The sequence below is a fragment of the Siminovitchia thermophila genome, assembly GCF_016909185.1.
Classification (GTDB): domain Bacteria; phylum Bacillota; class Bacilli; order Bacillales; family Bacillaceae_C; genus Siminovitchia; species Siminovitchia thermophila.
Map to the genome: position 1 here is coordinate 74299 of NZ_JAFBFH010000016.1, position 23700 is coordinate 97998.

The following is a 23700-nucleotide window of genomic DNA, read 5'->3' on the forward strand; positions in this document are numbered from 1 at the left end:
ACTACTATTAATACCAAGTCTTAATAACGTGAAATGGTGTGATGCATGCATGAAGCCAACGAAAAAAGAACGCCAGCAGCTTCTCGTCCAAACGATTGACACGAACCCGTTCATCACGGATGAGGAATTGGCGGAACGTTTTTTGGTCAGTGTTCAAACGATCAGACTTGATCGGATGGAACTCGGTATACCGGAGCTGCGTGAACGTATTAAGCATGTGGCCGAACAACATGTCGATAATGAAGTAAAGTCATTGCCTGCAGATGATGTCATCGGTGATATCATCGATATTGAGCTTGATAAAAGTGCGATATCCATTTTTGATGTGAAAAGCGAACACACATTTACAAGAAATTCTATTGCGCGGGGGCACCATCTGTTTGCCCAGGCAAACTCATTGGCTGTTGCAGTCATTGATGATGAAGTTGCTCTTACGGTCACAGCGGACATTCATTTTACAAGGTCGGTTAAAGCAGGTGAAAGAGTAGTCGCCAAAGCAAAAGTCCTCGGCCATACAAAAGGTGACAAAAGAACGTTTGTGAAGGTTGAAAGTTTTGTAGGCGGCGAAATGTGCTTTAAAGGAAATTTTGAAATGTATCGTTTCAGTTATGAGTAAGGGAGTTTTAACATGAAGATTGCGATAGATGCGATGGGCGGCGATCATGCACCAAGAGAAATTGTCCGTGGTGTAGAAAAAGCAGCCAAAGATTTTACTGATGCAGCATTCACGTTGTATGGAAACGAAAAGGACATACAGCAATACCTGACTAGTCATGAACGGATTGAAATCGTCCATACAACAGAAGTAATCGGGGCGGACGACGAACCGGTCAGAGCCGTGCGCCGCAAGAAAGAGGCATCCATGGTGAAAATGGCCCAAGCTGTGGCCGATGGACAGGCGGATGCCTGTATATCAGCCGGCAATACAGGGGCCTTGATGGCATCAGGTTTATTTATTGTCGGGAGAATTAAAGGTGTGGAGCGGCCCGCTCTTGCCCCGACACTTCCGACCATTGATGGAAAAGGATTTGTGATGCTAGATTTAGGGGCTAATGTGGATGCCAAGCCCGAGCATTTGCTGCAATATGCTTATATGGGAAAAATATATGCTGAAAATGTTAGAAAGATAGAAAATCCGCGAGTGGCTTTATTAAATATTGGCTCTGAACAGAATAAAGGTAACGATCTGACGAAAAAGACATACGACTTATTGAAAAAAGCAAACGTGAACTTTACCGGAAATATCGAGGCCCGGGAACTTCTTGAGGGTCATGCGGACGTTGTCGTAACGGATGGATTTACCGGAAATGTGGTTTTAAAAGCCATTGAAGGAACAGCCGCTTCGCTTTTTTCCATGCTGAAAAAAACGATGACAAAAAGTGTTAAAAACAAATTGGCAGCCGGGATCATCAAAGGGGATTTGCTTGAACTGAAAGATCAAATGGACTATACGGAGTATGGAGGCGCCTGTCTGTTCGGATTGGAGTCGCCGGTCATCAAGGCTCATGGCTCCTCTAATGCGAATGCCGTCTACCATGCGATCCGCCAAGCGTTCGACATTGTCAAGAACGATGTGACCGGAACGATCAAAGCCAATATTACTGAACAAAATGGTTAATATAAAGGGAGTGGAATACATGGAGAAAATTGCCTTTGTTTTTCCGGGGCAAGGCTCGCAAACGGTAGGCATGGGAAAGGAAATGGCCACGCAAAATAAACAGGCAAACCGCATTTTTGACTTGGCGGATGAAACATTGGGTTTTTCCTTGTCCAAGGTCATTTTTGAGGGACCTCAGGAAACGCTGACGCTTACAACCAACGCCCAGCCCGCCCTTTTGACGACAAGCGTCGCTTTGCTGAAAGGGCTGGAAGAAGCCGGCATTCGCCCGGATTATACGGCCGGACACAGCTTGGGAGAATATTCCGCACTGGTAGCGAGCGGAGCGCTCGACTTTAAAGACGCTGTTTATACAGTCAGGAAGCGGGGCGAATATATGGAAGAAGCTGTTCCAAGCGGAGAAGGCACAATGGCGGCTGTATTGGGGTTGGACCGAAGCATCCTTCACGATATTTGCCAACATGTAACGGGAGCAGGAGATCCCGTGCAATTGGCCAATCTCAATTGTCCCGGACAGATTGTGATTTCCGGTACGGTTGCGGGAGTGCAAAAAGCTGGAGATCGGGCTAAAGAAGCGGGGGCGAAACGCGTCCTTCCATTGCAGGTGAGCGGTCCTTTTCATTCCATGCTCATGAAACCCGCAGCAGAAAAATTCCAAGCCGTATTGGACGAAATCAATGTAAAAGATGCCGAGATCCCGGTCGTAGTCAATGTGACGGCGGCTCCCGAAACCGATTCTGCAATGATTCGGAAAAAATTGATTGAACAATTATATTCACCAGTTTTGTGGGAAGATACGGTCGAAAAGCTCATCAAGCTTGGTGTCGGCACTTTCGTAGAAGTCGGCCCGGGAAAAGTGTTATCCGGACTTATCAGAAAAGTAGACCGCAACGTCAAGACAGTATCTGTCCAAGATACGGAAAGCTTACAAGCTGCAGTGGCGGCATTAAGGGGGAATTAAATTGCGTTTGGAAGGAAAAACGGCTATCGTGACAGGAGCCTCAAGGGGAATAGGCCGGGAAATGGCTTTGACACTTGCCAATGAAGGAGCCAATATCATCGTCAATTATTCCGGCAGCAAGGAAAAAGCGGAAGAAGTAGTACGCCTGATTACCGACATGGGCCGCGAAGCGGTCGCCTATCAATGCAATGTGGCGTCTGGGGATGCGGTACAAAAAATGGTGAAAGATACAATTAGCCACTTTGGGCGTATAGATATTCTTGTCAACAACGCCGGTATTACGAGAGATAATCTGCTGATGAGAATGAAGGAAGATGAGTGGGATGAAGTGATCGACACCAACTTAAAAGGAGTCTTCCTTTGCACAAAAGCTGTAACGAGGCAAATGATGAAGCAAAGATCTGGAAGAATCATCAACATCTCTTCGATCGTCGGTGTGATCGGAAACCCGGGTCAAGCCAATTACGTTGCAGCAAAAGCCGGAGTCATCGGCTTAACGAAATCTACGGCAAGGGAGCTTGCATCACGCAATATTACAGTCAATGCGATTGCGCCTGGATTTATTACCACGGATATGACTGACGAATTATCGGAAGACATGAAAGAAGCGATGTTACAACAAATTCCGCTTGCGAGATTCGGTGAAGCAAAGCATATCGCCAAAACAGCGCTGTTTTTGGCTTCCGATGATGCCGAGTACATAACAGGACAAACGATTTGCGTAGATGGCGGAATGGCGATGTAAATGCGCCTGAAGAAAATAAAGGCGATATTTTATTTTTCATGTATATCGATTATAATGACTTGAGGGGAGGTGAATCGGATGGCAGATGTTATGGAAAGAGTAACGAAAATTATTGTTGACCGTCTTGGAGTGGAAGAGTCTAAAGTAACGCTTGAAGCTTCGTTCAGAGATGATCTAGGAGCAGATTCGCTTGATGTAGTTGAACTGGTCATGGAATTTGAAGACGAGTTTGATATGGAAATTTCCGATGAGGATGCTGAAAAAATCGCGACAGTCGGTGATGCGGTCAATTACATAAAAAGCAACAGTTAATCGTTGGAAGTAAAATGTCCCGTTGATTGCCGACGGGGCTTTTTCTACTTATAAATACCGATAAGGTGGAAGAAGATATGCGCAAACCAAAAAAAAGTCAACAAGCAGGAGAACGGGAGCGTTTGTTATTTAAACAGATCCAAGAAAAAATTGGAATTCAATTTTCCAATGAAACACTCCTGATGAAAGCTTTTACACATTCATCCTATGTGAATGAGCATCGAAAAAAGCCCTATGAAGATAATGAACGTCTGGAATTTTTGGGAGATGCGGTTCTGGAACTGACAGTTTCCCACTACTTATACGAAAAATATCCGATGATGAGCGAAGGAGAGCTGACGAAGCTCCGAGCTGCCATCGTGTGTGAGCCGTCATTAGTTGTTTTTGCCAATGAACTGCATTTTGGTGATGCCGTTTTACTTGGCAAGGGAGAAGAAATGACTGGCGGAAGAAAACGGCCCGCATTGCTTGCGGATGCCTTTGAAGCATTTATCGGAGCTTTATACTTGGATCAGGGCTTGGAAATAACGAAAGCATTCCTTGAAAAAATCGTGTTTCCAAAAGTGGACAAAGGTGCTTTTTCTCATGTGATGGATTTTAAAAGCCAGCTTCAGGAATTCGTTCAAAGAGACGGTTCCGGAGCGATTGAATACAATATACTCAAAGAACACGGTCCGGCCCACAATCGTGTGTTTGAAGCGCAAGTAATCCTCAATGGCCAAGTACTCGGCGAAGGCATGGGCCGCTCCAAAAAAGAAGCGGAGCAGCATGCCGCCCAAATGGCTTTAGGAAAACTAAACGAGCTTTAACTCAATAGTGAAGGGAAGAAACAGATTGTTCTTGAAACAATTAAGCATATTTGGATTTAAGTCTTTCGCCGAGAAGGTAACGGTCGATTTTGTACCCGGCGTTACCGCGGTTGTCGGGCCAAACGGAAGCGGCAAGAGCAATATTACAGACGCTCTTCGCTGGGTGCTCGGCGAACAATCCGCCAAAAGCTTGCGCGGGGGAACGATGGAAGACGTCATCTTTGCGGGAAGCGATTCAAGGAAGCCGCTTAATATTGCGGAAGTGACCATGATCTTGGATAATACATCCGGGTTGCTTCCGATTGATTATAATGAAGTCAGTGTGAAAAGATGCGTTCATCGGACCGGAGAAAGTGAATTTTATATCAATGGGAGCCGATGCAGGCTCAGGGATATTGTCGATCTGTTTACTGATTCAGGGCTTGGAAGAGAGGCCTTTTCCATCATTAGCCAAGGAAAAGTGGATCAAATTTTAAACAGTAAACCGGAAGAAAGGCGGACCATTTTTGAAGAGGCCGCCGGAGTCCTGAAATATAAGCAGAGAAAAATGAAAGCAGAAGGAAAATTGGCGGAAACAGAGGACAACTTAAACCGGGTAAACGATATTATCCATGAATTGGATGGACAATTGGAAACGTTAATGGAACAAGCAGAAAAGGCCAAAACATATCTGGATAAAAAAAGGTTGAAAGAAAAAAGTGAAATAGCGTTAACAGTATACCAAATCGAAACGCTTTATAAAGAATGGGAGTCGTTGAACAACAAGTGGGAAGAGCATACCGACAATGAGCAATCAGTGGCAAATGCCGTCCAGCAAGCTGAAATGGCTCTTGATGGGAAAAGGGAGACCGGGAATGGGCTTGACGAGGCGATCACCTCACTTCAAAATGTTCTTCTCGATGTGTCTGGACAACTAGAGAAACTGGAAGGGACGAGCCAGGTTCTTCAGGAAAGAAAGAAGCATACGAACGAACAAATGGAACAGCTCCAAGTTTCGATTCAAGAGGCCGGCAGTAAAATAGAAGAGTTAAAAAAACAACTCGAGGCCACGAGAAATCTCTTACAAAAAAAAGATCAGGAAATTGACCATGTCCAGGATGAGCTTCAAAAAAAGAAAAATGAGCTGGGCTTTTTTGATGACCAAATTGAGGCGACGATTGATTCGCTAAAAAGTGATTATGTCGAGGTTTTGAATCAGCGGGCATCCGAGAAAAACAGGCTTCAATATTTAGAAAGCCAGTTAAGCCAGCAGGAAATAAAGCTGCAAAAGGCGAATGAAAATTATGACAAATATTCAGGAGACTATCAAGATATAAAAAGCAAGCTTTTGGAGAAAAAGGAAAAAATCGTTCAAGTGTTAAAAGCCCTGGAAGACATAGTGTTGCAGGAAAAAGAACTTGTGGAACATATGAATGGGTTGAAGGGTAAATTGGATCAACAGCAATCCATGCTGATGGAATCCTACAGAACCGCCGATAAACTGAAAGCCCAAAAGGAAAGTCTAGAATCATTGGCTGAGGATTATGCCGGATATTTTCATGGTGTACGTCAAGTGTTGAAAGCCAAAAAATCCATTTTGTCTGGCATAGAAGGAGCCGTCGCAGAATTGATTGATGTTCCGAAAGAGCTGGAGACAGCCATTGAAATCGCGCTTGGCAGCGCCGTTCAACACATCATTGTCCAAACAGACGAAGACGCCCGGAAAGCGATCGAATTTTTAAAGAAAAACAGATTGGGACGGGCGACTTTTTTGCCGCTTAATATTGTCAGGCCGAAACAGCTGCAAAGCGAGCAACTAGCGTTCCTTCAGCGTCACAGCCGATTTGTCGGCATTGCCTCGCAACTGATCCGCTTTGACAAAAAGCATGAGGCGGCAATTGGCAACTTGCTGGGAAATGTCATTATTGCCAAAGACTTGCAAGGAGCAACGGAGCTGGCAAAGCTGCTTCAATATCGTTTTCGCATCGTAACCGTCGACGGCGAAGTGATGAATCCCGGCGGTTCCATGACGGGGGGAAATTCAAAACAAAAACGGAACTCCCTTGTGGGACGCAAGAATGAGATTGCCCGGTTAAAAAAAGAGCTATATGCTGTGGAGACAACCATTTCAAACTATGAACTTGAAGGAAGCAGACTGAAGGAGCAACTTGCCAAATATAATAATGTGCTGGATGAAGCGGGAAAACAAAAGAAAAAGTGGCTGCGAGAGCGCCAGGAATTAGAGAAACAAATTTCCCAGCTTGAAATCAATGAAAAAAATGCGCAAGACTACATGGCTCTTTTTGAAATGGAAAAAAAGGAAATCACAGCCGAATGTATCTCGATCCAAGACCAAATGAAGCAAGTTGCATCCGTGTTGGAAAATAGTCAACAAGAAATTGCCAAGCTTGATAAGGAGATTGAAGAGCTCACAACAAAACGGAATGAGCAGCGTCAACATAAAGAGTTGCTTTCAGGGGACATAAACGAATTAAATACGCGTTATGCGACTTTGCATGAACAGAAAAACGCAGAAATAGCCAATCGGGACAGGCTTATGTTAACGTTGAAAGAATTGCAAAACGACATGGTGGACGCAGAGGAAAGACTCGCCGCACTCCAAAAAGAAAGCGAAAAAATCGAGAAAAATATCGTCGATAATCACCAACAAATACACATTATGCGGAAAAAAAAGGAAGAAACGATCGAAGAAGCTGCACTCAGGCGTAAAGAAAGAAACGCTGTCCAGCAAGCCATTGCGGAAATCGAAATCGAACTGCGAGCGTTAAAAAGAAAACATCGGAAAATGATGAATCTGGCAAAAGAAAGCGAATTAAAGAAAAACCGGCTCGAAGTTGAATTGGAAAACTATGCCCATATATTAAAAAATGAATATAGGATGTCTTATGAGCGGGCGAAAGCAGATTATCCATTAGAAGAAACACCTGAAGAAGCAAAAAACAGGTTGGAAGTGCTTAAGAATGAAATTGAGGATATGGGTACTGTCAACATTGGTGCAATAGAAGAATATGACAGGGTAAACAGCCGATTTGAATTTTTACAAGCCCAGCAGCAAGACTTAATGGAAGCGAAGGATACGCTTATACAAATTATGGAGGAGATGGATGGAGAAATGATTAAACGGTTTGGTCAAACGTTTGAATCCATCCAACAAGCATTTGAAGGAGTTTTTCGATCCTTATTTGGCGGAGGACGAGCGAAGCTGGAGTTGACAGCACCGGATGATTTATTAACGACCGGAGTTGAAATAGTAGCCCAGCCGCCCGGAAAAAAACTGCAAAATTTGAGCCTTTTATCGGGCGGAGAACGATCGATGACAGCCATCGCCCTATTATTTTCCATTTTAACAGTCAGACCAGTCCCGTTTTGTGTGCTGGACGAAGTGGAAGCGGCGCTGGACGAAGCGAATGTCCTTCGATTTAGCAATTATTTAAAAGAATTCAGCCAAAGCACCCAGTTTATCGTCATTACACACAGACAAGGCACTATGTCCGGAGCAGACGTATTATACGGCGTCACGATGCAGGAGTCCGGCGTATCCAAACTTGTTTCTGTAAAACTGGAGGAAGCCGAAGCGCTGGCCAAATAACCTTGGGGGTGAAGCAAATGAGTTTTTTTAAAAAATTAAAAGATAAATTTACAACATCAACTGATTCCATCTCTGAAAAATTTAAAGAAGGCCTTGTAAAAACCCGTGATAATTTTTCTAATAAAATCAACGACCTCGTCGCCCGCTATCGTACGGTGGACGAAGACTTCTTTGAAGAGCTTGAAGAAATATTGATTCAGGCCGATGTCGGTTTTGACACGGTTATGGAACTTGTCGATGAGTTAAAGACGGAAGTGAAAAGAAGAAACATGAAAGATCCACTAGAAGTCCAATCCGTTATATCCGAAAAGTTGATTGAGATTTACGAGTCGGGGGAGGATCATCTGGGTGATTTGAACATCCAGAAGGATGGCCTAACCGTCATTTTATTTGTCGGGGTTAACGGAGTCGGCAAAACGACGACGATCGGCAAACTGGCCCACCATTTTAAAGCGGAGGGAAACAAAGTGTTGCTTGCCGCAGGAGATACGTTCCGCGCCGGAGCCATTGAGCAGCTCGAAGTATGGGGTGAGCGTGTCGGTGTGGAAGTTATTAAACAAACAGCGGGTTCGGATCCGGCTGCTGTCATGTATGATGCGGTACAGGCCGCAAAAGCGAGAAAAGCGGATATTTTGTTATGTGATACCGCAGGCCGCCTGCAGAACAAAGTAAACTTGATGAACGAGCTGGGAAAGATCAAGCGTGTCATAGAAAGGGAGATTCCTGGGGCACCACATGAAGTTTTGCTCGTTCTGGATGCCACAACCGGGCAAAATGCCTTGCTCCAGGCAAAAACTTTTAAAGAAGCGACCGATGTCAGCGGCATTGTGTTATCCAAGTTGGATGGAACAGCCAAAGGCGGCATTGTATTGGCGATTCGGAAAGAACTCAATATTCCGGTGAAATTTGTCGGCCTTGGTGAAAAAATAGATGATTTACAGCCATTTGATCCTGAGAAATATATTTACGGATTGTTTTCTGATGCGATCGAGAAAACGGAGGAATAGTCGCTTTCAAGGAAACGGGTTGACGCCTCACTGGTAATGGTGTAAGATTTAGGGTGTGTAAAGGCTTTTAACTTAACAAGGTGGAGATCCCGATGATGCTTGAGAAGACAACGCGCATGAACTACTTGTATGACTTTTATCAAACGTTGTTGACTCCAAAGCAGCGTAATTATATGGCCCTTTACTACCGGGATGATCTTTCACTCGGAGAAATTGCCGAAAACTATGGCGTGAGCCGGCAAGCTGTATACGATAATTTAAAACGGACTGAAGCATTGCTCGAAGAGTATGAAAGCAAGCTTTTACTGCTGGAAAAATTCCAAAAACGAACACATTTGACGAGTTTGATGAGGGAACAGTTAAGCGACTTCCCGGATTTGAAGGATAAAATATCCATCTATCTGGATAAATTAGAGGAATTGGATTAGGGGGCGGCAATAATGGCATTTGAAGGATTGGCCGACCGGTTGCAATCGACAATTCAAAAAATCCGCGGCAAGGGAAAAGTAACAGAAGCGGACGTCAAAGAAATGATGCGTGAAGTCCGGCTTGCTTTGCTTGAGGCGGATGTCAACTTTCGGGTTGTCAAACAATTTATTAAAAAGGTGAGCGAAAGGGCAGTCGGGCAGGAGGTAATGAAAAGCCTCACGCCTGGCCAGCAAGTCATTAAAGTGGTGAAAGAAGAGCTTACCGATCTGATGGGCGGTGAACAAAGCAAGATTGCCACGGCGAAACGTCCACCGACGGTGATCATGATGTCCGGACTGCAAGGAGCCGGTAAAACGACGACAACGGGGAAGCTTGCCAATTTGTTGCGCAAAAGCTACAACCGCAAGCCTTTGCTCATTGCAGCCGATATATACAGGCCGGCGGCCATTAAACAGCTCGAGACGATCGGAAAGCAACTCGATATGCCAGTGTTTTCGCTGGGCGACCAAGTGAACCCCGTGGACATTGTCCGTAAAGGAATTGAAAAGGCAAAGGAAGAAAATTGTGATTATGTTCTAATCGACACTGCCGGACGGTTGCATATTGATGACGAGCTGATGGAAGAATTAAGGCAAATCAAGGAAGTAGCCGATCCGGATGAAATATTCCTTGTAGTGGACGCGATGACGGGGCAGGATGCTGTCAATGTGGCACAAAGCTTTAATGAGCAGCTTGACATTACAGGGGTCATCTTGACAAAGCTGGACGGGGATACCCGCGGAGGGGCTGCTTTATCCATTCGCTCCGTTGCCCAAAAACCCATTAAATTTGTGGGGATGGGAGAAAAGATGGATGCACTCGAACCGTTCCACCCCGAGCGAATGGCTTCCCGGATCTTGGGTATGGGCGATGTGCTTACCTTGATTGAGAAAGCCCAGGAATCTGTCGATGAAGAAAAAGCGAAGGAAATGGAACATAAATTCCGGACAGCCTCTTTTACATTTGACGATTTCCTTGAACAACTTGGCCAAGTCAGGAGCATGGGGCCGCTCGATGAATTGATCAAAATGATGCCGGGCGCCAACAAGATGAAAGGGCTCAACAATTTGCAAGTGGATGAAAAGCAGATTGGGCATGTGGAGGCCATTATCCGGTCCATGACAAAAGCCGAGAAAGAAAATCCCGAAATCATTAATGCGAGCAGGCGCAGAAGAATCGCCAAAGGGAGCGGGCGTCCCGTTCAAGAAGTAAACCGGCTCCTGAAACAGTTTGAGGAAATGAAAAAAATGCTCAAACAAATGTCGGGCATGCAGCAAAAAGGGAGAAAGAAAGGCTTCAAATTTCCGTTTATGTAAGAAAAGCGAAAAGCGCCTGCTTATCGACGTACAGACTGGAGTGCCTGCGACGAGATAAAGGAAACACGGCGAGGACCGAGCCGATGTTGACTTATCGTAGGAGTAGGCTCGAAGTCGGCTAGTCGATAGGCGCTAGAGCTGGACAATAAGAAAAGCGAAAAGCGCCTGCTTATCTAGAGCGCTTTTGCCAAGTTAATAGGACCATGGCGCCTCAGCTGTTTCCAATCAGAATAAGCTTCTTTGTGATGCGCTGAGGTTTAACCACTTCAATTAAGTGTACTGTGTCTTAGGAGACAAGAAGCTGTGCAAAGCGTCTGCATCTTGTGACGCGCTGAATAAGGCTTCTATCGAATAAGCCGGGGCGCAGGAGCATATTAGCGTAAAGTCAGCTAGTCGATAAGCGGCGCGGGAGCAAGATAATATCAAGCTTCCGCCGATTACCAAAAGGCAACTGTATGCCACGTAGTTATCCCGTCTTGGGGTTGCATACATGTCATTTTAACATGTTAAGAAAAAACACTTTACAAACAAAACACACACTGATATTATACTATCTTGTGTGAAACTATTCGGAGGTGCTTTAAAGCATGGCAGTTAAAATTCGTTTAAAACGTATGGGAGCAAAGAAAGCTCCTTTTTATCGGATCGTTGTTGCCGACTCGCGTTCACCGCGTGACGGACGTATCATTGAGGAGGTTGGCACATATAACCCAGTCGCTGAGCCTGCACAAGTTACAATTAATGAAGAAAGTGTGTTAAAGTGGCTTCAGGATGGGGCGAAACCTTCTGATACCGTCCGCAACCTGTTCTCGAAACAAGGTATTATGGAGAAATACCATAACGCGAAGAATAGCAAGTAAACGTGATAGCGATGCAAGAATTAATTTTGTCGATCGTCAAGCCGATTGTTGATCATCCTGACGATGTTCAAGTGCGTGTCAGTGAAGATGACAAACGAATTGTTTATCATCTTACGGTTCACGAAAAGGATATCGGGAAGGTGATTGGAAAGCATGGACGCGTAGCCAAAGCGATTAGAACGGTCGTGTATGCCGCTGCAGGATCCAAACAACATAAGAAGGTATACATGGAAATCGACGAATAGGGAGGAAAAACCTCCCTTTTTTTTAACGATATCACCGAAAATAAAAGACGGAGGATGATCGTGTGAAAATTATCCAAACTGTCACCGTCAAACAAATTTTAACCGAAAAAAGCCGTGAAAAGCTTTCCGCTAAATATAACCAGCAAAAACAGCAATTGCAAAAAGAATGCGATCAATTATTATTTGAGATGAAAAAATTGGAAAGAACAAGAAAGTTTTCAGCCGTCGGCCTAAAAGCCCAATTTGATAAGGAAATTGATTTGAGAAAGGAAAAAATAAAATTAATCGACTTTCAAATTGAGCAGCTTGGGATGCTTCCGTACGGGAGCGAGCTAAAGGATCAAGATGTCCAGGCACTTGTAGAAATTGAAATTGGTGATAATTGGGAAGAAATAATGAAAGGGAAAACCGTCATTATAAAAGACGGAATCATATCTGAAATTCGAGAAAGGTGACTGTCATGGGCTGTTGGTTTAATGTTGGAAAAATTGTCAATACCCACGGAATACGCGGAGAAGTCCGAGTGATTTCCGTAACCGATTTTCCGGAACAACGCTACGCCCCGGGTAATACCCTGCATCTCTTCCTCAACGAAGCAGCACCTATTCCACTTGTAGTCAAAACACATCGCAAGCATAAACAATTTGATTTGCTTACCTTTGAAGGATATGACAATGTGAATGAAGTAGAACAATGGAAAAACGGGATGTTAAAAGTCTCCGAAGAAGAATTGATGGATCTTCCAGAAGGCGAATACTATTTTCACCAAATCATTGGCTGCAAAGTGTTGACTGTTGACGGAGAAGAGCTTGGTACTGTAAAAGAAATTTTAACCCCAGGGGCCAACGATGTTTGGGTCGTCCAAAGAGAGAACGGAAAAGATTTGCTCATACCCTATATCGCTGATGTAGTCCTTAAAGTTTCTGTTGATACAAAAGAAATTGTCATTGATCCGCTGGAGGGATTATTGCCGTGAGGATTGACGTATTGACTTTGTTCCCCGAAATGTTTTCAGGAGTTCTCGGTTCTTCCATTTTAAAAAAAGCTGCCGAAAAAAATGCCGTCACATACCATCTAACAAATTTCCGTGATTTTTCCGATGACAAGCACAAGACGGTAGATGATTACCCTTATGGCGGCGGCGCGGGAATGGTATTAAAGCCGCAGCCGATCTTCGATGCGGTAGAATGCGTAAAAAAGAAACATTCATCGCGCGTTATTCTTTTATGCCCGCAGGGAGAGACATTTACCCAAAAGAAGGCGGAACAGTTGTCAAAAGAGGAGCAAATTATTTTCATTTGCGGACATTATGAAGGATATGATGAGCGGATCAGAAGTATTGTGACTGACGAAATTTCCATTGGGGATTACATATTAACAGGCGGTGAACTGGCCGCTATGGTTGTCATTGATTCGGTTGTCCGGCTATTGCCGGGCGTTCTTGGAAATGAAAAATCACCTGTTTTGGATTCTTATTCAACCGGATTGCTTGAACACCCGCATTATACAAGGCCGGCCGAGTTTCGGGGAATGAAGGTGCCTGACGTGCTCCTATCCGGCAACCATAAAAAGATCGAAGAATGGCGTATCAAGCAATCTTTAAAAAGGACAAAAAATCGCCGGTCCGACCTTCTTGACAGCTATCCGTTAACGGAAGAACAAAAAAAGTGGCTTGACGAGGAAAATCTGTCCTAATTCCAATTGTAAATGACGGCTGGCTATGATATTATTACTTTTGTGGCTGGGAATGTAGCAAGTTGTTTCCAGTCGGTGACTACGGTGTTCCGCTGCAAGATTGAACGTTTGCATGAGCATCGGTGGAAGGAGATGAATACGATGCACAAATTAATAGAGGAAATCACGAAAGAGCAGCTTCGTACTGACCTGCCGGCATTCCGCCCGGGGGATACAGTTCGGATTCATGTAAAAGTCGTAGAGGGAACGCGTGAGCGGATCCAGCTGTTTGAAGGAGTCGTTATCCGCCGGCGAGGTGCCGGAATCAGCGAGACTTTTACCGTTCGCAAAATTTCCTACGGTGTTGGTGTGGAAAGAACATTTCCGGTCCATACACCACGAATTGCTAAAATTGAAGTCGTGCGTCGCGGTAAGGTTCGCCGTGCAAAACTTTACTATCTGCGCAAACTGCGTGGTAAAGCGGCTCGTATCAAAGAAATTCGTTAATTTATGGCTCATGCCTGCTTCGTTGCAACAAGAGGCCGTAAATGAAATTTGTCAAAGGAGCTTGGATTCAAGCTCCTTTTACTTTGCAATTTATTTCCTTGCGTTTTAAACTCGTGTAAAATGGTGTATACATATGAGAGAAAACATGTGAAAACTTCCCAGTGATGATTGGATGGTGACAAAATGGCGAAACAAAAAAATGAGATTTGGGAATGGACAAAAGCCTTGCTCATTGCCGTAGGGCTGGCTGCGATTATTCGTTACTTCCTTTTTGCTCCGATTGTTGTAGACGGGTTTTCCATGATGCCCACACTCCATAACGGCGACAGAATGATTGTTAACAAACTGAGCAAACCGGACCGTTTTGATATTATCGTCTTTCATGCCCCTGAGCAAAAGGATTATATAAAACGTGTGATCGGATTGCCCGGAGATACCGTTGAGTATGTAAACGACACACTTTATGTGAATGGAAAGCCTTATAAGGAACCATATTTGGAAGTCTACAAAAAGCAAAATCCGGAAGGTCCTTTAACGGAAGATTTTACTTTGGAGGAAATTACCGGCCACAAAACCGTTCCGGAAGGTGAACTGTTTGTAATGGGGGACAACCGCCGTTCAAGTAAAGACAGTCGCCATATAGGAACAATACCAATGGAAAAAGTGATTGGCGACACCAAATTTGTATATTGGCCTTTAAAGGATGTTAGAGTTGTAAAGTGATTGAATGGAGGAACATTCATGGCAATTCAATGGTTTCCCGGGCATATGGCAAAGGCTCGCCGGGAAGTGACAGAAAAATTAAAAGTCGTAGATATTGTGTTCGAGCTTGTTGATGCGCGGATTCCCATCTCATCCGCCAACCCTATGCTTGATGAAATCATTCTGCAAAAAAAGCGCCTTATTCTTTTGAATAAGGCTGACATGGCAGATCCTGATTATACGAAGGAGTGGATTCGTTATTACAGCGAAAAGGGCCATAAGGCGCTTGCCATTAATTCCCAGGAAGGGAAGGGATTGAAAGAAATCATCGCAGCATCGAAGGAATTGCTGAAGGAGCAAATCGAGCGGCGGGCAAAAAAAGGTCTAAAGCCAAGAGCCTTGCGGGCGATGATTATTGGCATACCGAATGTGGGGAAATCAACTTTGATTAACCGGCTTGCAAAGCGTAATATCGCCAAAACTGCCAATACACCGGGAGTAACACGCGGACAAGCATGGATTAAAGTCGGAAAAGAACTGGAACTTCTCGATACACCCGGAATTTTATGGCCGAAATTTGAAGATAAAGAAATTGGATACAAGTTGGCTTTAACAGGAGCCATTAAGGATTCATTATTAAATATGCAAGACATTGCCGTCTATGCGCTGGATTTCCTGAAAAGCCATTATCCGCAACGCTTAATGGAGAGGTACCAAATGGCGGATATAGCGACAGAAATGGCTGATTTATTCGATCATATCGGGAAGCTCCGCGGCTGTTTAATGTCCGGAGGGGAAGTTGATTATGATAAAACGGCTGACATCATCGTGATGGATGTGCGAACACAAAAGCTTGGTCGATTGACATTTGATTTTCCGAAAGAACAATCCGACTAATTTTTTGTAAACATATTCATAACCTCTTCACTTGGCCGATATAAAAAACAGATAGACAATGAGGGACAATGGATGGACAAGATGACTGTCGAACAAGTAAAAAAATTGCTGCCAGAGATAACAGACGAGCAGGACCCATTATTTCAGCAGCTTGCCTTGGATTCACGCAAGGGCGTCCAAACCCTTGTAGCCAAATGGCGGCGTGAAAAACAAAAAGCGCTACTTGAGCGGAAGCGATATGAGAACATGAGCAAATTGGAAGAAGAAGCGAGAGCGGCGGGTTATGAGCATATCGCGGGAGTTGATGAAGCCGGGCGCGGGCCGCTGGCCGGGCCGGTTGTTTCGGCCGCTGTCATATTGCCTGCCGACTGTTATATCGCGGGGATCAATGATTCAAAACAACTTTCCGAAAAAAAACGCTTTGACATTTATCAAGAAATTACGGAAAAAGCAATCGCTGTCGGAGTTGGGATTATTTCGGCGCGGGAAATAGATATATTGAACATACATAATGCCGTCAAAAAATCAATGCAGACAGCCATCAGCGAATTAAGTGTCCAGCCGGATTTTATCCTTTTTGACGCCATGGAAATAGATGTGCCGTTTTCCTACAAGTCGATTGTAAAAGGCGACACAGCAAGTGTTTCAATAGCGGCTGCATCAATCATTGCCAAAGTCACCCGCGATCGGCTTATGATACAATATGACGAGCAGTTTCCCCAGTACGGTTTCCGCATCCATAAGGGCTACGGAACTGCAGGCCACTTGTCTGCATTGCAATCTTACGGGCCTTGTCCGATTCACCGAAAATCTTTCGGCCCGATAAAAGAACATGCCGGCCAGTGAGAAGGACGTGAGTTGATTGGATATACATACCATTTCGAGAATAATGTTTAATACCGATAAAGTCCCTGCTGACCAGCCGTTCATACTGCGGGATGGCCAAGTAGTATTTGCCAGAACACTCCGCTTTTTTCCCAATCAGCTGGCAGAAATTCAAATTGGATCCAACCGCTTGATTGCAAAGCTGGAGGTTCCTTTGGAAAGCGGAAAGGGATATTGGTTTCAGGCAGCGTTTCAACAAGGAGAATTGCTTTTAAAATTACTGTCGAAAGAAGCCCCTCGCACCCCTGGTCCCATTTCGCTCAATCACTCTCCATTTCCAGAGCAGAAGGGATTGCAAGAGCTTACAAATTTCTTAATGAAGGAACCCGTTCCATTGACGAAAGAGCAAATATTCACTGCTGGAAGATGGCTGAAGACAGTGAATGACCAAAGTTTGGCTATGGATGTCATCCGTTTTATGAGCAGGCAAAACTTACCCTTTATTGACTCGGTGTTTCAATCCCTTTTTGCGGCTGTAAACAAAACATCCTTCACCAATTTAATGTCCTCATTATATGAATCCCTCCAGCAGGAACCAAAAAATGCCCCTCTCGTTCAACAAATCCTCCAGCATCTTGAGGAGCTGCTCCATCATGGCAGCCATCAAGAAAAAGCTCATACAGGGACAGGCAAGGACGTTTTTCAACATCTTATGAGAGCGATTAAGCATACAGGGATCTTTTATGAAGCCAATATGGAACAGCTCAAGCCGGAGTTGGCATTAAAATCCCTTCTTGTAAAATATGTCGGGATCAATGAAGCTGGAAACACTTCGCGAAATTACGCGGAGCAAATTATTTTAAAAATGAACGGACAGCAGCTATTTTCAGCCAATAACACATCTGTTCAGCAAATCGTTTTCACCATTCCTTTAACAGTTTTTCAGCAATACACCGAATTAACAATGCAATGGACAGCAAAGCGCAAACCGGATGGAAAAATAGACGCTGATTATTGTCGGATTTTATTTTACCTTGACCTGCAACATTTAAAGGAAACGGTTGTGGACATGCAAATACAAAACCGGGTCGTCACAGTTACGCTCTTTAACGAATCAGAGGCAATCAAACCCCTGGCGCAAACGCTTATGCCCTTTCTAAAAGAGGAATTAAAAAATTTGGATTATACTTTATCCACGGTGCATATTCGCAAGCCGGCAAACAAAAGCCCTGTCGTAAACCGGCTATCTGGCTTGGAGAGCAATCCGTATACTGGGGTTGATATTCGGATATGAATGAGAAAAATGTAGAACAGAAGAAAGCCATTGCTTTACGGTATGCTGAAAGCGATCAGGCGCCTATCGTATTGGCAAAAGGAACGGGAAAAGTGGCGGAGAAAATTCTGGAAAAGGCGGAAGAAAATAATATTCCGGTGCAGCAAGACCCCACCCTTGCTGAATTGCTGGGACAGCTAAATATCAACGAAGCCATTCCGGAAGAACTATACGGCGCAGTTGCCGAAGTTCTGGCTTTTATCTATCAAATCGACAAGAAAACCGGAGAATCGAAATGAAAAGGCTTTAAGGGTGGACTTCCATTCGCCATTTTAATACAATAAACACGGTAATCTATTTTTTTACAGTCTGAGGGAGGACGGAAAATGAATATCCATGAGTATCAAGGTAAAGAGATCCTGAGAAAATACGGCGTATCTGTACCAAATGGAAAAGTGGCATTTACCGTTGATGAAGCGGTCGATGCGGCAAAAGAACTGGGTACGGAAATATGCGTTGTAAAGGCGCAAATCCACGCCGGGGGACGCGGGAAAGCCGGTGGTGTGAAAGTCGCGAAAAATCTAGATGAAGTTCGTACATATGCTGACGAAATACTTGGAAAAACCCTCGTTACTCATCAAACAGGACCGGAAGGAAAAGAAGTAAAACGGTTATTGATTGAGGAAGGCTGCGATATCAAGAAAGAATATTATGTCGGTCTCGTTGTAGATCGCGCCACAGATAGAGTCGTCTTAATGGCATCCGAAGAAGGCGGGATGGACATCGAAGAAGTGGCAGCTAAAACGCCGGAAAAAATATTTAAAGAGGTCGTCGATCCGGTTGTTGGATTAACTGGCTTCCAAGCAAGACGTATTGCATTTAACATAAACATGCCAAAAGAGCTTGTGGGAAAAGCGGCCAAATTTATGATCACTCTCTACAATGCTTTTGTTGATAATGATTGCTCCATTGCGGAAATCAACCCGCTAGTCGTTACAGGCGACGGCAATGTGCTCGCACTTGATGCCAAGCTGAACTTTGATGATAACGCCCTATTCAGGCATAAGGATATTTTGGAATACCGCGATTTGGATGAGGAAGACCCGAAAGAAATTGAAGCTTCCAAATATGACCTGAGCTATATCTCCCTTGATGGGAACATCGGATGCATGGTCAACGGTGCCGGTCTGGCGATGGCTACAATGGACATTATCAAACATTACGGCGGAGATCCTGCAAACTTCCTGGATGTTGGAGGCGGGGCTACCGCGGAGAAAGTAACAGAAGCGTTTAAAATTATTCTTTCCGATGAACATGTGAAAGGGATATTTGTCAACATTTTCGGAGGAATTATGAAGTGTGACATTATTGCAACCGGTGTTGTTGAAGCGGCCAAGCAAGTCGGCTTGAGTGTCCCTCTCGTTGTAAGACTCGAAGGCACGAATGTTGATTTGGGCAAAAAAATATTGAACGAATCCGGACTCAATATCATCGCTGCTGAATCCATGTCTGACGGTGCCCAAAAAATTGTTGAGCTTGTCAGCTAAAAAAAACAAAATACATGTACACGATTTGTTTTTCTTTTCGGCTGTACAAAACTGAAAGGAAGGTAAAAAATCATGAGTGTTTATATAAATAAAGATACAAAAGTGATCGTACAGGGAATTACCGGTTCAACCGCATTATTTCACACAAAACAAATGCTTGAATATGGAACAAAAATTGTCGGGGGAGTAACACCTGGCAAAGGCGGTCAAGAGGTCGAAGGAGTTCCGGTCTTTAACACAGTCGAAGATGCTGTAAAAGCAACTGGTGCAAATGCTTCCGTCATTTATGTTCCTGCTCCATTTGCGGCAGACGCCATTTTGGAAGCTGTCGATGCCGAGCTTGACTTGGTCATCTGCATTACAGAACATATTCCGGTTCTTGATATGGTAAAAGTAAAAAGAGCTATGGAAGGCAAGAAAACACGCCTTGTCGGCCCGAACTGCCCGGGAGTCATTACTCCGGAAGAATGTAAAATCGGCATTATGCCTGGCTATATTCATAAAAAAGGCCACGTAGGCGTCGTCTCCCGCTCGGGAACATTGACATACGAAGCCGTACATCAGCTTTCCCAAGCGGGAGTCGGCCAATCCACTGCGGTCGGAATTGGCGGAGACCCTGTTAACGGCACCGACTTTATCGATGTTTTAACCGCATTCAATGAAGACCCGGAAACAGAGGCGGTCATCATGATCGGGGAAATCGGTGGAACAGCTGAAGAAGACGCGGCCCGCTGGGTAAAAGAAAACATGACAAAGCCGGTTGTCGGATTTATTGGCGGTCGTACAGCACCTCCAGGAAAGCGGATGGGTCATGCGGGAGCCATCATTTCCGGAGGAAAAGGAACCGCTGATGAAAAAATCCGCGTCATGAATGAATGCGGCATAAAAGTAGCGGAAACACCAGCTGTTATTGGTGAAACATTGATCGGCGTCCTTAAGGAAAAAGGGCTGTACGAAAAATGCAAAACGCATGATTAAAAACGAACGAAAAAGGGATTGGCCCGTTACCATCATGTTGAAGGCTTTTCCCCCAGTTTTTCAAAAATGGCCCCTCATTTTGAGGGGCTGTTATAAAGGAGATGGTATTCATTTTTAAGGAAAGATTGTTACATCTTCTCCATTGTCAATTACCGAATGGCTCCATTAGACACTTGCTGGAATTGGACCCCGATTTATCACAACTCTATTCGATTTCCTTCTCAACACTTCAATCTTTACTCCATTTAGACCCTTCTTCCAAGAAGCGATTTTCGGAGCAATTTTATACAATGGACATGAACAAACTTCTTTCTTTATACCATTCGAACAACATTGCCGTTATCACTTACCGTGACGAAGAATATCCTGAACAATTGAAGGAAGTTTATGATCCGCCGCTCGTTCTGTTTGCCAGAGGAGACACCGCTCTTTTGAAAAGGCCTTCATTAGCGATTGTGGGGGCCCGAAAGGCGGACGATTATGCCAAAAGGTCGATCCGATTGCTGCTTCCCCCGCTTCTTCAAAAAGGATTCATCATCATTAGCGGATTGGCAAGAGGAACCGATAGCATAGCCCATCAACAGACAATGATGATGGGTGGAAAAACAATCGGGGTGTTGGGAGGCGGTTTTTTTCACCTTTACCCGCCTGAAAACAAAACTCTTGCGGAAGAGATGAGTAAACATCATTTGCTCTTGTCCGAATATCCCCCCATCTGGAAGCCGAAAAAGTGGTTTTTCCCGATGCGCAACAGAATTATCAGTGGTCTTGCCAAAGGAACCGTTATAATTCAAGCGAACATAAAGAGCGGTTCTCTGATTACAGCAGACTTTGCTCTAGATGAAGGCAGAGAAGTTTTTGCGGTTCCCGGGCCCATCGACAGTCCTTTGTCAGAAGGGACGAATAGACTGATTAAACAAGGGGCCAAACTCGTATCATCCGGGGAAGACATTTTAGAAGAACTCCTGTTTTGAGGATTTTGTAAAACAATAAAACTTGCATTTTGGCCAAAAGTGGGATAGATTCATCAAAAGAAGCTTTGAACAGGCTGTCACCTTTCGCCTGTTCTATTTATTTCATTGACAAAAGAATGATACATGTATAAGATTTATTCTGATTTCAGTAACTACACCTCTAGGGAGGATTTTTGTATGTCCGATTATTTGGTTATTGTGGAATCGCCTGCAAAGGCGAAAACCATTGAACGATATTTAGGAAAAAAATATAAAGTGAAAGCATCCATGGGGCATGTCCGCGATTTGCCGAAAAGCCAAATGGGTGTAGACATCGAACATAATTACGAACCAAAGTATATTACCATCCGTGGGAAAGGCCCCATTTTAAAAGAATTAAGGACTGCGGCAAAAAAAGCGAAAAAGGTTTATCTTGCAGCTGACCCAGACAGGGAGGGAGAAGCGATTGCCTGGCATCTCGCCCACAGCTTGGATGTTGACATCACTTCCAATTGCCGGGTTATTTTTAACGAAATTACGAAAGATGCCATTAAAGAATCGTTTAAACATCCCCGTCCCATCAACATGGACCTGGTGGACGCACAACAGGCAAGACGGGTTCTGGACAGACTGGTAGGGTACAATATCAGCCCGCTTCTTTGGAAAAAAGTGAAAAAGGGATTGAGCGCCGGAAGGGTGCAATCAGTGGCAGTCAGACTGATCATCGACAGGGAAAATGAAATTAAAAATTTCGTGCCTGAAGAGTACTGGTCCATTGAAGGCAGTTTTAAAAAAGGAAAGGACCCTTTTCAAGCAGCTTTTTACGGAGTTGGCGGCAAGAAAGTAAAACTGACGTCCGAAGAGGACGTCAAAAACATATTGGGAAAAGTCAAAGGCGATCAATTTATAGTAGATACCGTCACTAAAAAAGAAAGAAGACGGAATCCGGCAAAACCGTTTACGACTTCTTCACTGCAACAGGAAGCCGCGAGAAAGCTGAACTTTCGGGCCAAAAAGACGATGATGCTGGCCCAGCAACTATACGAAGGAATTGACTTAGGAAAAGAAGGCACAGTCGGACTGATTACGTATATGAGAACAGATTCCACGAGAATTTCAGATCTGGCCAAAAACGAAGCGGCGGAATACATTACGGCCAGCTACGGGCAAGAATATAAAGGAACCGGCGGCCGGAAAGAGAAAAAGGCTGTCAACACCCAAGACGCCCATGAAGCGATCAGGCCGACAAGTACGATGAGGGAACCGAACTCGGTAAAGGCCTATTTGAGCCGGGATCAGCTTAGATTGTATAAATTGATCTGGGAAAGATTTGTAGCGAGTCAAATGGCTCCGGCTGTCATGGACACGGTGGCAGTCGATTTAAAAAATGGAGAAGTCATATTTCGCGCAACCGGCTCACAGATCAAATTCCCGGGCTTCATGAAGGTTTATGTAGAAGGCACCGATGATCAGCTTGAGGAAAAGGAAAATGTCCTGCCGGCTTTTTCCGAAGGAGAGCATGTAAAAGCTGAGAAACTTGATCCGAAACAGCATTTTACGCAGCCACCTCCACGGTATACGGAAGCAAGGCTTGTCAAAGCACTTGAAGAGCTTGGAATCGGAAGGCCATCCACTTATGCGCCTACACTGGACACGATCCAAAAACGCGGCTATGTCGCTCTTGACAACCGCCGTTTTGTACCGACAGAACTCGGTGAAATTGTTTTGGAGCTGATTATGGAGTTTTTCCCGGAAATTTTGGACGTGGAATTTACGGCAAAAATGGAATCCAATTTGGATGAAATTGAAGAAGGCCAGCTTGTCTGGGTAAAACTGATTGATGACTTTTATAAAGGCTTTGAGAAAAACCTGAAAAAAGCAGAAGAGGAAATGAAGGAAGTAGAAATCAAAGATGAATACGCAGGCGAGGATTGTGAAAAATGCGGCAATCCGATGGTCATAAAAATGGGCCGGTACGGAAAATTCATGGCTTGCAGTAACTTCCCTGATTGCAGAAACACAAAGCCGATTGTAAAACATATTGGTGTTCAATGCCCGAAATGCCATAAAGGCAGTATTGTCGAAAGAAAAAGCAAGAAAAAAAGAATATTTTTTGGGTGTGACCGCTATCCCGAGTGTGATTTCTTGTCTTGGGATAAGCCGCTTGAAAGACCTTGTCCTAAATGTGAAGGCTTGCTTGTAGAGAAAAAATTGAAAAAAGGCAAACAGGTGCAATGTTCAAATTGTACCTATAAAGAACAACCGCAAGAGTAATGTGAAGCGAGCACTGGCTCGCTTTTTTCTATGAATGTAAAAAATGGCTCTATACTAAATGTTGGGGTTTCCACACAATTTGCCCCAAAAAATACACGCAAACATCCAATTCTTTTATACTTGAATTGTCGAGAAACAAG

25 protein-coding genes are annotated in these 23700 nt (G+C 44.3%); all 25 read left to right on the forward strand.

Annotation, left to right across the window (positions count from 1 at the left end; all coding sequences use genetic code 11):
- Positions 1-49: 49 nt before the first annotated feature.
- The 25 genes from fapR (at position 50) to topA (ending at position 23560) form a co-directional block, all read left to right on the forward strand.
- The gene (gene fapR, locus JOC94_RS12415) at positions 50-616 is read left to right on the forward strand and encodes a transcription factor FapR (protein WP_077111760.1); all 567 of its coding nucleotides are present in this window, start codon (positions 50-52) and stop codon (positions 614-616) included.
- 12 nt (positions 617-628) lie between these two features.
- Complete coding sequence (gene plsX / locus JOC94_RS12420) at positions 629-1618, forward strand: phosphate acyltransferase PlsX (protein ID WP_077111759.1); 990 nt, start codon at positions 629-631, stop codon at positions 1616-1618.
- A 19-nt stretch (positions 1619-1637) separates the two neighbouring features.
- Entirely contained in the window at positions 1638-2579 is a 942-nt protein-coding gene (gene fabD / locus JOC94_RS12425; protein WP_077111758.1) for an ACP S-malonyltransferase, read from the forward strand.
- A 1-nt stretch (position 2580) separates the two neighbouring features.
- Positions 2581-3324, forward strand: coding sequence for a 3-oxoacyl-[acyl-carrier-protein] reductase (fabG, locus tag JOC94_RS12430; protein ID WP_077111757.1), 744 nt, complete (start codon positions 2581-2583; stop codon positions 3322-3324).
- Between the two features lie 78 nt (positions 3325-3402).
- The gene (locus JOC94_RS12435) at positions 3403-3636 is read left to right on the forward strand and encodes an acyl carrier protein (RefSeq protein ID WP_077111756.1); all 234 of its coding nucleotides are present in this window, start codon (positions 3403-3405) and stop codon (positions 3634-3636) included.
- Between the two features lie 77 nt (positions 3637-3713).
- A complete protein-coding gene (rnc, locus tag JOC94_RS12440; RefSeq protein ID WP_077111755.1) occupies positions 3714-4445 on the forward strand; it encodes a ribonuclease III in 732 nt (243 codons plus the stop codon).
- Between the two features lie 25 nt (positions 4446-4470).
- Complete coding sequence (gene smc, locus JOC94_RS12445) at positions 4471-8034, forward strand: chromosome segregation protein SMC (RefSeq protein ID WP_205179459.1); 3564 nt, start codon at positions 4471-4473, stop codon at positions 8032-8034.
- Between the two features lie 17 nt (positions 8035-8051).
- Complete coding sequence (ftsY, locus tag JOC94_RS12450) at positions 8052-9041, forward strand: signal recognition particle-docking protein FtsY (protein ID WP_205179461.1); 990 nt, start codon at positions 8052-8054, stop codon at positions 9039-9041.
- A gap of 95 nt (positions 9042-9136) precedes the next feature.
- Positions 9137-9469, forward strand: a complete 333-nt coding sequence (locus tag JOC94_RS12455) for a putative DNA-binding protein (protein ID WP_077111837.1) — start codon at positions 9137-9139, stop codon at positions 9467-9469.
- 12 nt (positions 9470-9481) lie between these two features.
- A complete protein-coding gene (gene ffh, locus JOC94_RS12460) occupies positions 9482-10825 on the forward strand; it encodes a signal recognition particle protein (protein WP_077111752.1) in 1344 nt (447 codons plus the stop codon).
- A gap of 587 nt (positions 10826-11412) precedes the next feature.
- A complete protein-coding gene (gene rpsP, locus JOC94_RS12465; protein ID WP_077111751.1) occupies positions 11413-11685 on the forward strand; it encodes a 30S ribosomal protein S16 in 273 nt (90 codons plus the stop codon).
- Between the two features lie 11 nt (positions 11686-11696).
- Positions 11697-11930 carry a KH domain-containing protein gene (locus JOC94_RS12470; protein WP_077111836.1) on the forward strand — a complete coding sequence of 78 codons (234 nt, stop codon included), beginning with the start codon at positions 11697-11699 and terminating at the stop codon, positions 11928-11930.
- 62 nt (positions 11931-11992) lie between these two features.
- Positions 11993-12385 carry a YlqD family protein gene (locus JOC94_RS12475; RefSeq protein WP_077111750.1) on the forward strand — a complete coding sequence of 131 codons (393 nt, stop codon included), beginning with the start codon at positions 11993-11995 and terminating at the stop codon, positions 12383-12385.
- 5 nt (positions 12386-12390) lie between these two features.
- On the forward strand, positions 12391-12906 hold the full coding sequence (rimM, locus tag JOC94_RS12480) for a ribosome maturation factor RimM (RefSeq protein WP_077111749.1): 516 nt from the start codon (positions 12391-12393) through the stop codon (positions 12904-12906).
- Entirely contained in the window at positions 12903-13625 is a 723-nt protein-coding gene (gene trmD, locus JOC94_RS12485) for a tRNA (guanosine(37)-N1)-methyltransferase TrmD (RefSeq protein WP_077111748.1), read from the forward strand. The genes rimM and trmD overlap by 4 nt, the downstream gene beginning before the upstream one ends.
- Positions 13626-13766: 141 nt before the next feature.
- A complete protein-coding gene (gene rplS / locus JOC94_RS12490; protein ID WP_077111747.1) occupies positions 13767-14111 on the forward strand; it encodes a 50S ribosomal protein L19 in 345 nt (114 codons plus the stop codon).
- A gap of 183 nt (positions 14112-14294) precedes the next feature.
- On the forward strand, positions 14295-14834 hold the full coding sequence (lepB, locus tag JOC94_RS12495; protein ID WP_077111746.1) for a signal peptidase I: 540 nt from the start codon (positions 14295-14297) through the stop codon (positions 14832-14834).
- 18 nt (positions 14835-14852) lie between these two features.
- Positions 14853-15710: a ribosome biogenesis GTPase YlqF gene (gene ylqF / locus JOC94_RS12500; protein WP_077111745.1), complete on the forward strand. Its 858-nt coding sequence runs from the start codon at positions 14853-14855 to the stop codon at positions 15708-15710.
- Between the two features lie 72 nt (positions 15711-15782).
- On the forward strand, positions 15783-16556 hold the full coding sequence (locus JOC94_RS12505) for a ribonuclease HII (protein ID WP_205179462.1): 774 nt from the start codon (positions 15783-15785) through the stop codon (positions 16554-16556).
- Positions 16557-16572: 16 nt separating this feature from the next.
- Entirely contained in the window at positions 16573-17829 is a 1257-nt protein-coding gene (locus JOC94_RS12510; protein ID WP_205179463.1) for a hypothetical protein, read from the forward strand.
- Positions 17826-18107 carry an EscU/YscU/HrcU family type III secretion system export apparatus switch protein gene (locus JOC94_RS12515; protein WP_077111742.1) on the forward strand — a complete coding sequence of 94 codons (282 nt, stop codon included), beginning with the start codon at positions 17826-17828 and terminating at the stop codon, positions 18105-18107. The genes JOC94_RS12510 and JOC94_RS12515 overlap by 4 nt, the downstream gene beginning before the upstream one ends.
- An 87-nt stretch (positions 18108-18194) precedes the next feature.
- Positions 18195-19355: an ADP-forming succinate--CoA ligase subunit beta gene (sucC, locus tag JOC94_RS12520; RefSeq protein ID WP_077111741.1), complete on the forward strand. Its 1161-nt coding sequence runs from the start codon at positions 18195-18197 to the stop codon at positions 19353-19355.
- Positions 19356-19427: 72 nt separating this feature from the next.
- Positions 19428-20333, forward strand: a complete 906-nt coding sequence (gene sucD, locus JOC94_RS12525; RefSeq protein ID WP_077111740.1) for a succinate--CoA ligase subunit alpha — start codon at positions 19428-19430, stop codon at positions 20331-20333.
- Between the two features lie 101 nt (positions 20334-20434).
- The gene (gene dprA / locus JOC94_RS12530; RefSeq protein ID WP_077111739.1) at positions 20435-21307 is read left to right on the forward strand and encodes a DNA-processing protein DprA; all 873 of its coding nucleotides are present in this window, start codon (positions 20435-20437) and stop codon (positions 21305-21307) included.
- Positions 21308-21484: 177 nt separating this feature from the next.
- Positions 21485-23560, forward strand: a complete 2076-nt coding sequence (gene topA, locus JOC94_RS12535) for a type I DNA topoisomerase (protein ID WP_077111738.1) — start codon at positions 21485-21487, stop codon at positions 23558-23560.
- Positions 23561-23700: the final 140 nt, after the last annotated feature.